The organism is Mesorhizobium sp. P2_F5 (assembly GCF_056403715.1).
The window spans coordinates 23306-38301 of sequence record NZ_JBFUEY010000023.1; the positions used below are offsets into that span (position 1 = coordinate 23306).

A 14996-nucleotide genomic window follows, 5' to 3' on the forward strand; every position below is an offset into this window, starting at 1 on the left:
ACGCCGATGACGGAGATAACCGCCACCGCCGAGATGCAGGCCGCCCTGCTGTCGCGGGCGCTGCCCTATATGCAGCGCTACGAGCACAAGACGGTGGTGGTGAAATATGGTGGCCATGCCATGGGCGATATCGAGCTCGGCAAGGCTTTCGCCCGCGACATCGCGCTGTTGAAGCAATCCGGCGTCAACCCGATCGTCGTCCATGGCGGCGGGCCGCAGATCGGCGCCATGCTGGCCAAGATGGGCATCGAATCGAAGTTCGAAGGCGGCCTGCGCGTCACCGACCAGAAGACGGTCGAGATCGTCGAAATGGTGCTGGCCGGCTCGATCAACAAGGAGATCGTGGCGCTGATCAATGCCGAAGGCGAATGGGCGATTGGCTTGTGCGGCAAGGACGGCAACATGGTGTTCGCCGAAAAGGCGCGCAAGACCATGATCGACCCGGACTCCAACATCGAGCGCGTGCTCGATCTCGGCTTCGTCGGCGAGCCTGTCGAGGTCGACCGCACGCTGCTCGACTTGCTGGCGCGCTCCGAAATGATCCCGGTGCTGGCGCCGGTGGCGCCCGGCCGCGACGGCCACACCTACAACATCAATGCCGACACTTTTGCCGGCGCCATCGCCGGCGCCTGCCAGGCGACACGCCTTCTGTTCCTGACCGACGTGCCCGGCGTGCTCGACAAGAACAAGAAGCTGATCGACGAGCTGACGGTGGCCGAGGCCAAGGCGCTGATCAAGGACGGCACGGTGTCGGGCGGTATGATCCCCAAGGTCGAGACCTGCATCGAGGCGATCGAGCGCGGCGTCGAAGGCGTCGTCATCCTCAACGGCAAGACGCCGCATGCGGTGCTCCTGGAGCTGTTCACCGAACACGGCGCCGGCACGCTGATCGTGCCCTGAGCCGCGACTGGCCGCAGCCCGTCGATCAGGCAGCCAATCTATCAGCCGGGTTGGGGCAGGCGGGCAATGACCTTTATCTCGAAGTCGAAGCCGGCTAACCAGTTGACACCAACCGCGGTCCAGTTGGTGTAGGGCGGTTCCCCAAGCACCTTCAGCCGAACCGCGTCGATCGCGCCCCACTGCGCGGCCGGATCGGTGTGGAAGGTGGTCACGTCGACAATGTCGTCGAATGTGCAGCCGGCAGCTTTCAGCACGGCCGCGAGATTGTCGAAAGCAAGCTGGACCTGTTTTTCGAAGACCGGCTCGGGTGACCCATCCTCGCGGCTGCCGACCTGACCCGAGACGAACAGAAAGTCGCCCGAGCGGATCGCCGCCGAATAGCGATTGATCTCGTAGAGAGCCTGCCTGCCGGCAGGGAATATCGCGTCACGTTTGGTCATTGTCACTCCATTCAGACGTGGCAGGCCGGATCTCCCGACGATCGCGGCCTGCGTTCCATTCGGGGCAATTCACATACGCCCCGTATGTCTGAAATGGGTGCATACGCTGCGTATGTCAATACACATACGTCACGTATATTTGTGAATAACAGCGGAACCGGTCAAGCGCCGGGCGAGCTCGCAACGGTCGCTTCGGCCGGCTTGCGCGGCGGGCGTATGACGACCATCGATTCTTCTTCGGCATCCTGCGGCGCGCCCCAGAACTCAGCCAGAGTCGGGCCATTCTTCAGGCGGCGGTCCCGGGCCAGAAAGCCCCAGACCTCGCGGAACCACACGCGGCGGCCCATCTGCGTGTACCAGCGCATCGAATGGCGCTGCTCGGGATCCTTGTGGAAGAGAATGCGCGCCAGTGCCTTCGGCCGCGACTGCACCGCGACCTCGATCAGCTTGACCGAGAAGAACAGCATCCACGGCTTCAGCCGCGTCATCTGCAGCACCTGGTGTTTGTAGTCCCACAGCCTTGCATCCGTCTGGATCACCTTGCGGTCCCTGGCAATGCGGAAGAACGGCGTCCAGCGATGCGGCGTAACGTAGAGCGCCTGGATCTGGTCGGGGTCATAGGCAAGCAGCTGACGGAAGCCGCGCCACAAATCGCGAAAGGTCTCGTCCTCGAAGCCGGCCACCCAGGTCGCCATCGACAGGATGCCGTGCTGGCGCAGCAGTCTTATCGCCTCGCGGTCGGACGAGGTGCTGCCGCCCTTGCGGATCAATTGAAGCGTCTGCTCGTCGGTGTTTTCCATGCCGAGCAACCAGCGGATGACGCCGGCCTTGCGGTAGAGATGCAGGATGTCGGCATCGCGTACGATGTCGTCGGCGCGGGTCGAGCCAACGATCAGCACCGGCACATTCTCGGCGATCAGCGCGTCGAGAAAGGCGCGCCATGCTTTCTTCGAGACCGTCGGATTCTCGTCGGCGAGGTTGATCAGTTCGACGCCATGCTCGCGATGCAGCCAGGCGATCTCCTGCGCAAATTTTTTGGGATCGCGGTGCCGCCATCGGGTCCAGAAACCGCGCTGGCCGCAATAATTGCACAGATGCGGACAGCCGCGCGAAAACTGCATGACCACGGCGCGCTTGCCGCCCCAATAGCTGTAGCGGCTGTGATCGATCAGCTCCCAGCCGACGCGGTAATCGTCGAGAGTGGCGATGGTGCCAGCCGGCCTCGTGGCAAAGGGACGGCCGAGGTCGTCGCAATAGGCAATGCCGGCGACGTCGCCCAGTGGCCGGCGCTTGTCCAGCGCCTCGACCAGGGCAACGACAGTCACCTCGCCCTCGCCGCGCACGATCAAGTCGAAAACATCGCTCGCCGCCAGTATGTCACGCCAGTGATAGGTCGGGAACACACCGCCATAGATCACCAGCGTCGCCGGCTCGAGCGCCTTGACCATGCCGGCGATGGCAAGCGCTGTCGGATGCGCCGAGGTCGACCCGGAATGGCCGATCAGGATGCAGTCGGGCTGACCGCTCAAGGCATCGCGCACCAGCGTGGCCAGCGGCATCGGCCCGAATTCGGCATCGACCAGCCGCACCTGGTGGCCGGCGTCGAGCAGCGGACCACCCAGCGCGAGCAGACCGAGCGGCGGCAGATGATCGTCGGGCACGCGGCTGCCGATGGCGGTGTGCGGCGGATTGATCAGCACGATGTTCATGGCGGGACCTCAGAGCAGTGGTCCGCATGGCGTAGCCGGCGTTTCAGATCGGCAATTTGGCTCCGTTCAGCAGTTTGCGTGCAGCTTTTCGGCAGAAATGGCGATGCCGAGCCTTACCGTCTGAGATGTGCGAGCGGCACGTGGCCCGGGCCTTTGATGTTCTGCAGCACCAGCTGCGTGTGGACGTCGCGCACGCCGGCAAGCCGCATCAGCCGGTGCATGACGAAGGCGTTGAGCTCGTCGACCGACGGCACCATGACATGCAGCAGGAAATCGTGGTCGCCGGTCATCGTCCAGCATGACGATACTTCGTCCATGCGCTGCACGGCAGCAATGAAGGTTTCGGGCGAACCGTCGCTGTGGCTGACCAGCCGCACCTCGATGAAGACCTCGACCATCAGGCCGACGGCGCGGCGGCTGAGCACCGCGGCAAACCCCTTGATGATGCCGGCCTCCTGCAACGCTTCGAAGCGGCGCGCGCACGGCGTCGTCGACAGGCCGATCTCCTGCGCCAGTTCGGATACGGGCTTGCGCCCATCGCGCTGCAGCACATCCAGCATCTTGATCTCGAAATCATCGAACTGAGGCATTTTCACTCTCCTGAGGCAATTATTGAGGGAATATTATCTCGAATTGCCTGGTTGAACCATCATCAAAACCGATTTGCCTCGACAAACCGGGCTAGCCTTCAGGCACGTCAGCCGTTGATGATTTGCAGGGAGAAGAACCATGACGACGATGAGCGTTGCCGAATATGCCCGTGACTGCGCGGCGCAAGGGTTGCGCGGCGACTATTCGGTCTGCCGTTCCGATTTCACCGTGGCGCAGGGCTACGATTACAGCGCCGAGGAACAGGCGGTGTGGCGCACGCTTTGCGACCGTCAGACCAAGCTGACGCAGAAGCTGGCGCACCATTCCTATCTCGATGGCGTCGCCACGCTCGGCCTGCTCGACAAGATCCCGGATTTCGGGGCGGTCAGCGACAAGCTGCGCAAGCTCACCGGCTGGGAAATCGTCGCCGTGCCGGGTCTCATTCCGGCCGCGCCCTTCTTCGACCATCTCGCCAACCGGCGCTTTCCGGTGACCAACTGGCTGCGCACCAAGGACGAGCTCGACTACATCGTCGAGCCGGACATGTTCCATGACTTCTTCGGCCATGTGCCCATCCTGACGCAGCCGGTGTTTGCCGATTTCATGCAGATGTATGGCGAGAAGGCCGAGAGCGTGATTGCGCTGGGCGGCGACGAGATGATCACCCGCCTCTACTGGTACACGGCCGAATACGGCTTGATGCAGGAGAAGGGCCAACCACTGAAAGCTTTCGGCGCCGGGCTGATGTCGTCCTTCACCGAATTGCAGTTCGCCGTCGACAGCAAGGACGCGCACCACGTGCCCTTCGACCTCGAAACGGTGATGCGCACCGGCTACGAGATCGACAAGTTCCAGCGCGCCTATTTCGTACTGCCGTCTTTCGACGTGCTGCGCGACGCGTTCCGGACCGCCGATTTCAAGGCGATCGTCGCCCGCCGCAAAGGGCAGCCGGCGCTCGATCCGGCGACAGTCTAGTAAATCCGGCACCAGTGTTTAAGGCACGTCGCATGTCGACGCGACGCGCTTTAGACGCTTTGACCCCGACAGACTATTGCATGGCAGACGGGTTCATCCACAGGAACTCCCAGACGTTTCCGTCTGGGTCTTCGATGTGGCGGTTGAACATGAAACCGAGATCCTGCGCTGGATTGGGATCAGCGCGGCCGCCTGCCGCCACGCCCTTCTCGATTACGGCATTGACCTCGTCCCTGCTGTCGGTGGTGAGCGCGATCAGCATCTGGCTGTCACGCTTGGGGTCGCCGATCTGCCGCGCTGTGAACTGGCTGTAATGCTGGTGCGTGAGCAACATGACACCAATGGAGTCTGAGAACATGATCGAGCTGGCCTGGTCGCTCGAGAACTGCGGATTCAGCGTGCCCCCGATCGCGAGATAAAAGTTGGTCGCTGCCTGCAGATCGCGCACCGGCAGATTTATAAAGATCATCTTGGTCATCGGTCTAAGCCTTGCCTTCGTTGACAGGTACTAGTCAGTCCAGTACCGTTTCATGGCTATCATGCAAGAACGGTACCGTCTAGTACTTGTTGAGGAGGTGCCATGGGAAACGACGGTGAAACCAGATCAGCACGCAAGGATCGTGAAATCATCCAAGCGGCCACGGCGGCGTTCATCGGCAAAGGCTATGATGGAACCAGCATGGAAGAAATCGCCACCAGGGCGGGAGCTTCCAAGCAGACCGTCTACAAGCATTTCATCGACAAGGAGACGCTGTTCGGCGAAGTCGTTCTGTCGACCGCTACACAAGCCAACGACATCATCGAGTCCGTGACGACGCTGCTTTCCGAGGCGAAATTCATGGAGGGTGGCCTGCAGCAGCTTGCTCGACGTTTGATAGCGGTTCTCATGGATGAAGAGTTGTTGAAGCTGCGGCGCTTAATTATCGCCAACGCGGACCGAATGCCGCAGCTTGGTCGCAGTTGGTACGAAAAGGGCTTCGAGCGCATGCTTGGCTCAATGGCGTCCTGCTTTCAAAAGCTCACCAGTCGAGGACTGATACAAACCAGTGATCCCCATCTGGCAGCCAGCCATTTTTTTGGAATGCTTCTTTGGATCCCCATGAACGAAGCCATGTTCACGGGAAGCAACCGGCGTTCCAAGGCCGAACTTGAACGACACGCGGATGCCTCGGTGGAGGCGTTTCTTGCCGCCTATGGGGTCCAGCCGAAATAGTCTCGTCCCTGCCGGCTTATGCAGTGACACCGCAAACATATAGGCATCCCTATCGCCCGGGGGTGTCCGTCCCCTCGGCCTTCAGCCGCGCCAGTTGGTCGCGCTGCAGGTCGAGTGCGGCGTGGACGAAGCGCGATATGGTGGCCAGTTCCACGTCGCTGAAGGTAGCGACGACTTTCTCGCCTTCGCGGGCGATGGCGCCGTAGTAGCGGGCCGACAGGTCCCGCGTCGCCTCTGTCGCCTCTATCACCACCTTGCGCCTGTCCTCGAGGCTGCGCGTGCGGGTCAGGTAGCCGCGCGCCTCCAGCCGGTCGATCAGCGCCGTCACCGCAGCCGGTGTCAGGCCGGTCGCTGTCGCGACGGCGCCGGCCGATTGCGGGCCACCGTAGAGCAGCCCGATGCAATGGCGCTCAGCCATGTTCAGCCCAAGCCTTGCCCCCACCGCTTCGTCATAGGCCTGTGTGGCGTCCTGCCATTGCATGATGGCCAGGCCGATGGCCGTCGTCATTTCCTCGCGATTCCGGGTTGACGGATTTATTTCGATCATCTAATTATCAATCTGTCTAACATTTAGATCATTGCATCAATATGCGGCTCTGGTTCCGACATAGCAAGGGCCTGCCGCCGACAAGGAGTGAAAAATGAGCTTGATTCAACAGCGTGCGCCGCTCTCCCACGAGGAAGAGTACAAATACGCCGAGATGGCGATGAAATGGTATGGCTGGGGCTCGCCCATCGGCCTCGGCATCCTGCTGGTGGCGCTGGCCGCAGCGGCTGTGCTGGTGCGCGTCGCCGTCTACGGTCTCTAGAGGCTGTTCCATCCCGATGGGCTCGGGATGGCTTTATCTCCCGCTTGAGCGTGATCCTTCTGAAAACCGGTTTTCAGGGATCACGCTTCCGGCCAGATCAGAATCCACCCAAAGGCGCGCCAGGGCGGCGCCGGCAGCAGTCCTGTCGGCGCCGTCCGCTTTTTGGCGGTCAGACGGTGATGACCCCGTCACACCGTGATGACCCCGTCACACCGTGATGACCCCGTCACACCGTGATGACTTCGTCACACCGTGATGACTTTGCTCAGATGGTCGCCGAGCCGGCAGGCAAGGGCTGTGATCGTCGTCGTCGGGTTGCATTCGCCCGAGGTGCAGAACACCGAGGAGCCGCCGACATAGAGATTGTCCATGCCGTGCACCTTGCAATTGGCGTCGACCACGCTCTTGGTCACATCGGTGCCCATGCGCGTGCCGCCCATATGATGATGGCCGGCCAGTTCCTCATCGGTCGGATAGTCCTGGCCATTGGCAAGCCAGTCCATGATGCGGACGCGGCCGAGGTCCTTCCCGATCAGCGTCGTGCCAAACAGTTTGAGCCCCTCCAGAATGGTGCGGCGCTCCAGCGGCGACTTCTTCCAGTGCAGTTCGATGCGCGGCACGCCGGCATGGTCGACATCGGTCTTCGACAATTCGATCTGATTCGAAGCCAGCGGCGCCTGTTCCCAGGCGACATAGAGCTGGGCCGCACAGCGCAGGTTCTGGCTGAGCTGATAGGCCACCCATTCGGCGGCGTCGGGCGCGGTGCAGGCGAGGTCGGCAATCAGGCTCTTGACGCCGGCGTAGGGCGTCTCGATCAGCCTGATGCCGAAATTCATGATCTGCAGCCGCTCCATGGCGGCGAGTGTCGGCGAGAAGAAGGCCTCGTTGACGGCGTCGACCTCGAACTCGCTGTAGTCGGCCAGGATGGCATTACCGCCCTCGAAGGTCGGGTGCTCCATCCAGTAACGGCCAAGCGCCGTGGCGTTCGGCACCACGCCACCATTCGAGCGCTGGTTCGACCACAGAAGCAGCCGCGAATTCTCCAGCCCGCCGGTGCAGACGATGAAGAAATCGGCGCTGAAGGCGCCGGCATCCTTCCCGTCCGACCACAGCCTGGCGCCGGTAACTCGCTTGCCATCGCCGGCGAGTTCGGTGGCATAGGTGTTGAGCACGACCGCGATGTTTTTGCTCTTGTCGAGCTCATCGGCGAATTTCTCGCCAAAGCGCACGGCCGGGCTCTTGATCAGCTGCACCCAACGGATGTCGTCCGAAATCGGCACATCGGGCCGAAAATCGGGAAGCTCAAGAATGTCGTGCACCTCGGGCAAAAAGGGCTCGATGTCGGCGCGGCTGATCGGCCAGCCGGTGTCCGGAGCCCACGCCTTGGGCTCGAAATCCTGCTTGTCGAGCACCCGACACCAGCCGGCCCAGTGGTTCGACGAACCGCCCATGAAGCGCAGCCGGGTGATATCGAGGTCGAAATAGGGATCACCGACCGTCGTGCCGCGATAGAAATCCTGCGATTCGTCGCTGAATTCGCGCGAGCCGGCTTCAAGCACCACCACCGGAATGCCGGCGGCGCCGAGCTTCCTGGCGATGGTGGTGCCGGCGGGCCCGGAGCCGAGGATGCAGACCTTGGGTTTGAAATCCGAGGCGCGATACGCCTCGTAGCTGTAGAAGATCATGCCAGGTCGCTCCGCTTCAGGACCCAGCCATTGACCACGACGATCTCGTCGGGGTCGGCATCAGGGCGGTCGCTGTCAGGCAGCTTGCGAAAAAGCTGTAACGCCGGCATCGCAATCAGCGCCTGCACGATGGCGCGGCGCGATATTTTCTTGATGAAGAAACTCATGAGACGTCTCTCGATGGGGGCTTCGATCCACGCATGACGTTCCCTGAACGGCACACGTGCCGGCCAGACAGGCCATTTCCGTGCCAGTCCTAGCGGTAAACGGCTTACAACCGGGTAAACGGCGCGGTTGCATGGAAACAATGTTGGCAAATCCTTAGCAAGCATAGGCGGAAGCCTCAGGCGGCTTCGGAAATGTCCCGGTCGAGGATCGACAAATTGCGGCCGCGGTGCTTGGCCTCGTAAAGCCGGAGGTCGGCAGCGCGCATCAGCTCCGAAACATTGGCATCCTCACCGCAAGTGATGCCGCCAATGCTGACGGTGAGCGGCACCGTGCGCTCGTCGACCGGGCGGAAGCGGATCAGCTCGACTTCGCGGCGGATGCGCTCGGCGACGCGCCTCGCCTCCGCGCCAGTGGCGCCGACCAGGAAGGCGCCGAACTCCTCGCCACCGATGCGGCCGAGCACGTCGCCGCTGCGAACGCCGCGCTCGATGGCGCTGGCGATCAGCAGCAGCGCGTCATCGCCGGTCAGATGGCCAAAACTGTCGTTGATCGACTTGAAATGGTCGGCGTCGATGATCAGCAGCGCACCGCGATCGGATTTGCGCCGCGAACCGTCGAGCGCGGCAAAGAAGCTCTCGCGGTTGAGCATGCCGGTCATGTCGTCGCGGCTCGCCTTCTCCGACAAACGCCGGTGCGCGGCGGCGAGCTGGGCATGCGCGCGGGCAAGGTCGCGATGCGCGCCTTTCAGCCTGTCGCTCTGCCAGAAGGTGCTGGCGCAGGCGATCCAGGCGAGCGCCAGCGGGCACACAGTCGATGTCAGCCAGATGGTGCGAGTGACCGGAAAACCCATGGCGGGAAAGATAATCAACGTCAGCAAAAGCGAGACGGCTACCGAGCCGAACGCGACGGCGGCGGACTTCAAAAGTATGCGACTCATCGCTGGCTCCCACTGAACCGTCTCTGTGCCAGCAAGCCCTGAAGGCCACCTTTCGGGGATGGCTAAAATTTGAATGGAGAGGCCATTTTTACAACTCTAGATGCGTATAGGTTGTGGATAAGTCCAGCCGCAGAAAGGGGTTCGAACGGCAGATATTTCGTGCCATAAGGACGCCATGACCACGTCGCCCGATCCCGCCCGCTTTGCCCACATCACCGACTGGGTGTTCGACCTCGACAACACGCTCTATCCGCACCATTCGAATCTGTTTTCGCAGATCGACGTCAAGATGACGGCCTATGTCGGAGAATTGCTGACGCTGCCGCGCGACGAGGCGCGCAAGCTGCAGAAGGAACTCTATCTGGAATATGGCACGACGCTGAACGGGCTGATGACGCGCCACGGCATCGACCCCGACGACTTCCTCGAAAAGGTGCACGACATCGACTATTCGTGGCTGGTGCCGGATCCGGTTCTCGGCACCGCCATCCGCCAGCTTCCCGGCCGCAAGTTCATCTTCACCAATGGCGACCGTAGGCATGCCGAGCGGACCGCGCGCCAGCTCGGCATCCTCGACCATTTCGATGACATTTTCGATATCGTCGCCGCCGGGCTGACGCCGAAGCCGTCGCGCCAGACCTATGAGAAGTTTGCCGAACTGCACGCCGTCACCGGCCACAATGCGGTGATGTTCGAGGATCTCGCCCGCAATCTGGAGGTGCCGAAATCGCTCGGCATGACCACAGTGCTGGTGGTGCCGCGCAATTTCGAGCCGACCTTTGCCGAGATCTGGGAACGCGACCCGGCCAATGAGGACGACGTCGATTTCGTCACCGACGATCTCGCGGGGTTTCTGACGGCGATTGTGGAGGGGGTAGAGGAATTGAAGAACTGAGGAATTGAAGAACTGGGGAACAGAGGAACGATCCGGACCCCTTTTTCCCCAATTCTTCAGTTCTCCAATTCCCCAGTACTCCGATCCCCAGTCCTACTCCCCTAACTTGTAGAAACGGCTGATGATGCCCCAGGCCTCGTCGGCGGTGTCGACGAAGTCGATGATATCCTGGTCGCCGGGCGTGATGGTGCCTTGTTCGGCCAGGAAATCGAGATCGATCGCCCTTTTCCAAAAGGCTTTGCCGAACAGGATGACCGGCACGCGCTCCATGCGCCCTGTCTGGATCAGCGTCAGCGTCTCGAAGAATTCGTCCATCGTGCCAAAGCCACCCGGAAACACCGCGACGGCCTTGGCGCGCATGACGAAATGCATCTTGCGGATGGCGAAATAGTGGAAGTTGAAGCACAGCTCTGGCGTCACATAGGCGTTCGGCGCCTGCTCGTGCGGCAGGACGATGTTGAGGCCGATCGACGGCGCGCCGACATCGTCGGCACCACGATTGCCCGCTTCCATGACGCCTGGCCCGCCACCGGTGACGACGACGAATTCACGGTAATAGGACGTGGCCGACTGCTGCGAGCAGAGGCGGGCGAATTTGCGCGCCTCCTCGTAATATTTGCTGTTGTGCTCGAGGTTCTTCTTCTGCGTCTCGTTCTTGGCCGCCCAGGCCTCACCGCCGGGCTCGGGAATGCGCGCGCCGCCGAACAGGATCACCGTCGAGCGGATGCCGCGTTCGGCCAGGATCATTTCGGGCTTCAACAGTTCCAGCTGCAACCGCACCGCGCGCAATTCGCGGCGTGTCATGAAGTCGGGATCGTTCCAGGCGAGACGATAGGTGTCGGCGCGCGTCTGCGGCGTATCGGGCACGCTTTTCGAGCGCTCCAGATCCTCGTCCGAATGCGGCAGCGGCGTCCACCCCGCCTTTTCCATAGGGTTCATATGCTTCTACCCGTCCCAACAGTTCACTTGCGCCGTCCCATGGCGCACGCGCGATTGACCCCCAATACGCCTTAACATAGGGTCCGCGCGATTTTCAAAACAGGTTAAGGCGATGGCCTTAACAGCGCGGTAACGGAGCGAAATCATGTCGAAGCCTGATCTGGCGAGCCTCGAAAAGACCATCGAGAAGGCCTTCGAGGAGCGCGATACGATTTCGACCACGACCCGCGGCGAAACGCGCGACGCCATTCAGACTTCGCTCGACCTGCTCGACCGCGGCACTGTGCGCGTCGCCGAGCGTCAGGCCGACGGCAAGTGGCATGTCAACCAGTGGCTGAAGAAGGCGGTGCTGCTCTCCTTCCGCCTCTATCCGATGGAGATCATCAAGGGTGGCCCCGGCCAGGCGGTGTGGTGGGACAAGGTGGCCTCGAAGTTCGACGGCTGGAGCGCTGTCGATTTCGAGAAGGCCGGCTTCCGCGCCGTGCCGTCGTCGATCGTGCGCCGTTCGGCCTATGTCGCGCCGGGCGCGGTGCTGATGCCGTCCTTCATCAATGTCGGCGCCTATGTCGATAGCGGCACCATGGTCGACACCTGGGCCTCGGTCGGCTCCTGYGCSCAGATCGGCAAGAACGTGCAYCTGTCGGGCGGCGTCGGCATYGGCGGCGTGCTGGAGCCGMTGCAGGCCRRCCCGACCATCATCGAGGATAATTGCTTCATCGGCGCGCGCTCGGAAGTGGTCGAGGGCTGCATCGTGCGCGAGGGCTCGGTGCTCGGCATGGGCGTCTTCATCGGCCAGTCGACCAAGATCGTCGACCGCGCCACCGGTGAGGTGTTTTATGGCGAAGTGCCGCCGAATTCCGTCGTCGTCGCAGGCTCGATGCCGGGCAAGGCTTTTCCAAACAACGAGCCGGGCCCGGGCCTCTACTGCGCCGTCATCGTCAAGCGTGTCGACGCCAAGACCCGCTCCAAGACCTCGATCAACGAATTGCTGCGCGATTGATCTTTTTTGCAAACGGACGCACCTTCCGCCGGCGCGACATTCCGTCGCGCCGATTCAGCATGGAGGGGTGACATGGACTGGAAATACCTTCTGACCAGCTTTGACGGCCGCATCAATCGCGCCAAGTTCTGGGCGGCGATCGGTGTTTTTTTCGTGATCGGCATCGTCGCCTTGATCCTGGATTCGATCCTGGGCACACGCATGGATCTCGGCGGCGGCGCCCAGATCGGTATCATCGGCATCATCGTTTCGCTGGCGTCGATCTATTTCGCGCTCGCGGTTTATGCCAAGCGTTGGCATGATCGCAACAAGTCGGGGTGGTGGACCCTGATCCTGTTTGTGCCTTTTGTTGGTGCGATCTGGTTCATCGTGGAATGCGGCATTCTCGAAGGCACTCGAGGCGCCAATCAATACGGACCGGATCCGCTTGCCTGAAAAATCAGACCTCTTTTGGCTTTTCTTCAAAACCTCGGGCCGCGTCAGCCGCGCGGCCTATTTTCTTGGCTTCCTGCTTGTCAGCATCATCCCGGCCTTTCCGGTTTATCGCTTCACTCTGGTGCCCGAAGGCTCGACTGCAAGCTACGTCTGGGCGTTTGTCTTCATGATTGCCTTCATTGTCTCACTCTGGTCGCATGTCGCGCTGGCGGCAAAGCGGCTGCATGACCTCGACAAGCCGGGCATTGCCGCTCTGATCGTGTTTGTTCCCGTCGTCTCGATGGTGGCACTCTTTGTCTTCTGCCTGTTCCCAGGCCAGCCCGGGCCCAATCGCTACGGCCGGCACACCAATGCTCCTGCACAACCCTGAGGGCCGACCGGATATCTCGCCATGCGCTACCGCACGCTTGATCCGAAACTGATCATCGACACCGCCGAGCGGCTGGAGGAGCGCGTCGCCGAGCGTTTTCCCGAGGCCGGCCTGCGCGGCGTCGCCGCCGAACTGGTGTCGCTGTCGCGCGACCTGGCCAAGGCGGCGCAAGCGCTCGAGGCGCCGATCTGGTGGCTGCGCGGCGCCATCGTCGCAGCCGTTGCCGCCGGCGCACTGATCTTCCTGTTCGTCGGCACCATCCTGCCGCTCATCCATATCTCGCAGGCCGACGATGCGGTGCAGTCGGTGCAAGGCATCGAAGCCACGATCAACATGATCATCCTTGCCGTGCTCGGCCTGCTGGCGCTGATCCGCACCGAGGAGCGCATCAAACGCAAGCGGGTGTTTCGCCAGCTGCATGGGCTGAGGTCGCTGATCCATGTCATCGACATGCACCAGCTGACCAAGGATCCGGCCGCATTGTCTGCAAACTTCAGGCCGACCGCGCATTCGCCAGCGCGCATCACCAATGCCGCGGACCTGGCGCGCTATCTCGACTATTGCTCGGAAATGCTGTCGATCACCGGCAAGATTGCGGCGCTGTTCGCACAGTCGGTCAATGACGATGTGGTCATCGACGGCGTCAACGACATCGAGAACCTGGCGTCCAACCTGTCGCGCAAGATCTGGCAGAAGATCACACTGATCGAGAACCACCCGGCGGCGCAGCCGCTGTCGGCGCCAGGCCAGGCGAGCAAAGCGCCGGCTCCGAGGCGCGCACCGAAGCTGTGACGCAGCGGTGCCGGCGTGCCTGTTTTTTCGGGCTCATATGCGTGCCAAGGCCCGACGCTCGCGGCGAATAGCCTATCCAGCGACGGCTTCCGGTGTCAGCCCGGGTGACCCGCGCTTTTCCCGCTCGGCCTGCCGCACCAAAGCGGTGACCCGCTTCAGCAAAGGCGCCGGCGTGCCGGCCTTTTCGGCGAGGCTAAGGACCGCTCCCTGCAGGTCGCCGATCTCGGTTGGCCGGCCGCGCTGGAGATCGTCCCACATCGAAGAACGCGCCTGCGGGTCGATGGCGAGCATGCGGCGCGCTACCAGCCGGAACAGCCAGTCCGGCAGCCTGAGCAGGCTCGGCAGCAGGCCGGGACGCAAGCCGCCGATCCGCGCCGGGGCAATGTGTGATGCCTTCATCGCCGCCAGCGCCTCGTCGATCTGACCGGCAAGAACCAGCCGCCAGCGGCGGTCGGCAAGTTCGCTCGCCAGCGGCAGGCCGGACAGCGCGACAAGCGCGTTGTTGAGGTTGATCAGCAGCTTGCCCCACTGCACCGCCTTCATGTCGGCATGGGTTTCGACGGCTAGGCCTTCGACATCGAGGAGGCCGGCAAGGCCGGCCATACCGTCTTCGATCATCACCTTGCCGTCGCTGGCGCGATGCACGTGAAGCGGCAAGTTGCCTTCGGCCGACTGGACGACATTGAACGGCACCATGCCGGCCAGCACCGGTCGAGAGCCCAGCCCGGTGCATAACCGGTCGGCATTGCCGACACCGTTCTGCAGACTGACCACCACGACATCGCCACGAGCGTGTGCGGCAATCAGCGCCGCCATCTCTTCAGTGGCGCCGTTCTTGACCGTCACCAGCACCACGTCAGCATTGGCCAGAGCAGAGGCCGGATCGGCGGTAACGGTGAGTGCGTCCGGCTTGAGTGAGCGGTCACGGCCGTCGAGGTCGGTCACACGCAGCCCACCACCCAGCAAGGCCTCCGCGATGCGCGGCCGCGCCAAAAACACCACCTTGCGTCCGGCCAGCGCCAGGCAGCCGCCGACATAGCAGCCGATGCTGCCGGCGCCGGCAATGACGATGGTCTTTTCTGACATGGCCATGCGATAATCTCGTGTTGGCCTGCACTATACGACATGAAAACCATAA

19 protein-coding genes are annotated in these 14996 nt (G+C 62.2%); 9 read left to right on the plus strand and 10 right to left on the minus strand.

Translation table 11 applies throughout. The features are described 5' to 3' along the window. Positions 1-6 precede the first annotated feature (6 nt). Positions 7-900, plus strand: a complete 894-nt coding sequence (gene argB, locus AC1DYO_RS26220; protein WP_013528489.1) for an acetylglutamate kinase — start codon at positions 7-9, stop codon at positions 898-900. Positions 901-941: 41 nt separating this feature from the next. Here argB and AC1DYO_RS26225 read toward each other — a convergent pair whose 3' ends face one another. The 3 genes from AC1DYO_RS26225 to AC1DYO_RS26235 form a co-directional block, all read right to left on the minus strand. Next, positions 942-1340 carry a RidA family protein gene (locus AC1DYO_RS26225; RefSeq protein WP_477267325.1) on the minus strand — a complete coding sequence of 133 codons (399 nt, stop codon included), beginning with the start codon at positions 1338-1340 and terminating at the stop codon, positions 942-944. 161 nt (positions 1341-1501) lie between these two features. Beyond that, positions 1502-3049 (minus strand): magnesium-protoporphyrin IX monomethyl ester anaerobic oxidative cyclase, encoded by a 1548-nt coding sequence (gene bchE, locus AC1DYO_RS26230; RefSeq protein ID WP_477267326.1) that lies wholly within the window; start codon positions 3047-3049, stop codon positions 1502-1504. Positions 3050-3162: 113 nt separating this feature from the next. Next, entirely contained in the window at positions 3163-3639 is a 477-nt protein-coding gene (locus AC1DYO_RS26235) for an Lrp/AsnC family transcriptional regulator (RefSeq protein WP_477267327.1), read from the minus strand. A 139-nt stretch (positions 3640-3778) separates the two neighbouring features. On the opposite strand from AC1DYO_RS26235, the gene phhA reads away from it, so the two are divergent. Continuing rightward, positions 3779-4615: a phenylalanine 4-monooxygenase gene (gene phhA, locus AC1DYO_RS26240; protein ID WP_477267328.1), complete on the plus strand. Its 837-nt coding sequence runs from the start codon at positions 3779-3781 to the stop codon at positions 4613-4615. A 73-nt stretch (positions 4616-4688) separates the two neighbouring features. On the opposite strand, the gene AC1DYO_RS26245 is transcribed toward phhA, so the two are convergent. Next, complete coding sequence (locus AC1DYO_RS26245; protein ID WP_181059831.1) at positions 4689-5093, minus strand: VOC family protein; 405 nt, start codon at positions 5091-5093, stop codon at positions 4689-4691. A 102-nt stretch (positions 5094-5195) separates the two neighbouring features. Between AC1DYO_RS26245 and AC1DYO_RS26250 the strand changes: the two genes are divergently transcribed. Continuing rightward, complete coding sequence (locus AC1DYO_RS26250; protein ID WP_477267329.1) at positions 5196-5828, plus strand: TetR/AcrR family transcriptional regulator; 633 nt, start codon at positions 5196-5198, stop codon at positions 5826-5828. Between the two features lie 49 nt (positions 5829-5877). Here AC1DYO_RS26250 and AC1DYO_RS26255 read toward each other — a convergent pair whose 3' ends face one another. Next, positions 5878-6375, minus strand: coding sequence for a MarR family winged helix-turn-helix transcriptional regulator (locus tag AC1DYO_RS26255; protein ID WP_477267330.1), 498 nt, complete (start codon positions 6373-6375; stop codon positions 5878-5880). A 94-nt stretch (positions 6376-6469) separates the two neighbouring features. Here AC1DYO_RS26255 and AC1DYO_RS26260 point away from each other — a divergent pair, with 94 nt between their 5' ends. Next, the gene (locus AC1DYO_RS26260; RefSeq protein WP_185970491.1) at positions 6470-6637 is read left to right on the plus strand and encodes a hypothetical protein; all 168 of its coding nucleotides are present in this window, start codon (positions 6470-6472) and stop codon (positions 6635-6637) included. Between the two features lie 245 nt (positions 6638-6882). On the opposite strand, the gene AC1DYO_RS26265 is transcribed toward AC1DYO_RS26260, so the two are convergent. From AC1DYO_RS26265 to AC1DYO_RS26275, 3 genes are all read right to left on the minus strand, one after another. After that, positions 6883-8322, minus strand: a complete 1440-nt coding sequence (locus AC1DYO_RS26265; protein ID WP_477267331.1) for a GMC oxidoreductase — start codon at positions 8320-8322, stop codon at positions 6883-6885. Continuing rightward, positions 8319-8489 carry a hypothetical protein gene (locus AC1DYO_RS26270; RefSeq protein ID WP_477267332.1) on the minus strand — a complete coding sequence of 57 codons (171 nt, stop codon included), beginning with the start codon at positions 8487-8489 and terminating at the stop codon, positions 8319-8321. The genes AC1DYO_RS26265 and AC1DYO_RS26270 overlap by 4 nt, the downstream gene beginning before the upstream one ends. Before the next feature lie 176 nt (positions 8490-8665). After that, the gene (locus tag AC1DYO_RS26275; protein ID WP_477267333.1) at positions 8666-9427 is read right to left on the minus strand and encodes a GGDEF domain-containing protein; all 762 of its coding nucleotides are present in this window, start codon (positions 9425-9427) and stop codon (positions 8666-8668) included. 175 nt (positions 9428-9602) lie between these two features. Here AC1DYO_RS26275 and AC1DYO_RS26280 point away from each other — a divergent pair, with 175 nt between their 5' ends. Further along, a complete protein-coding gene (locus AC1DYO_RS26280) occupies positions 9603-10322 on the plus strand; it encodes a pyrimidine 5'-nucleotidase (protein WP_477267334.1) in 720 nt (239 codons plus the stop codon). A 93-nt stretch (positions 10323-10415) separates the two neighbouring features. Here the strand turns inward: AC1DYO_RS26280 and AC1DYO_RS26285 are convergent, their stop codons facing one another. Next, a complete protein-coding gene (locus tag AC1DYO_RS26285) occupies positions 10416-11261 on the minus strand; it encodes an LOG family protein (protein WP_477267335.1) in 846 nt (281 codons plus the stop codon). A 145-nt stretch (positions 11262-11406) separates the two neighbouring features. Between AC1DYO_RS26285 and dapD the strand changes: the two genes are divergently transcribed. The 4 genes from dapD to AC1DYO_RS26305 all read left to right on the plus strand — a co-directional run bounded on the left by dapD (position 11407) and on the right by AC1DYO_RS26305 (position 13858). Continuing rightward, on the plus strand, positions 11407-12261 hold the full coding sequence (gene dapD, locus AC1DYO_RS26290) for a 2,3,4,5-tetrahydropyridine-2,6-dicarboxylate N-succinyltransferase (RefSeq protein WP_477267336.1): 855 nt from the start codon (positions 11407-11409) through the stop codon (positions 12259-12261). Between the two features lie 72 nt (positions 12262-12333). Next, positions 12334-12696, plus strand: coding sequence for a DUF805 domain-containing protein (locus AC1DYO_RS26295; protein ID WP_181059841.1), 363 nt, complete (start codon positions 12334-12336; stop codon positions 12694-12696). Then, on the plus strand, positions 12689-13066 hold the full coding sequence (locus AC1DYO_RS26300) for a DUF805 domain-containing protein (RefSeq protein ID WP_477267337.1): 378 nt from the start codon (positions 12689-12691) through the stop codon (positions 13064-13066). The genes AC1DYO_RS26295 and AC1DYO_RS26300 overlap by 8 nt, the downstream gene beginning before the upstream one ends. A gap of 21 nt (positions 13067-13087) precedes the next feature. After that, positions 13088-13858, plus strand: coding sequence for a hypothetical protein (locus AC1DYO_RS26305; protein ID WP_477267338.1), 771 nt, complete (start codon positions 13088-13090; stop codon positions 13856-13858). A 72-nt stretch (positions 13859-13930) separates the two neighbouring features. Here the strand turns inward: AC1DYO_RS26305 and AC1DYO_RS26310 are convergent, their stop codons facing one another. Then, on the minus strand, positions 13931-14950 hold the full coding sequence (locus AC1DYO_RS26310) for a 2-dehydropantoate 2-reductase (RefSeq protein ID WP_477267339.1): 1020 nt from the start codon (positions 14948-14950) through the stop codon (positions 13931-13933). Positions 14951-14996: the final 46 nt, after the last annotated feature.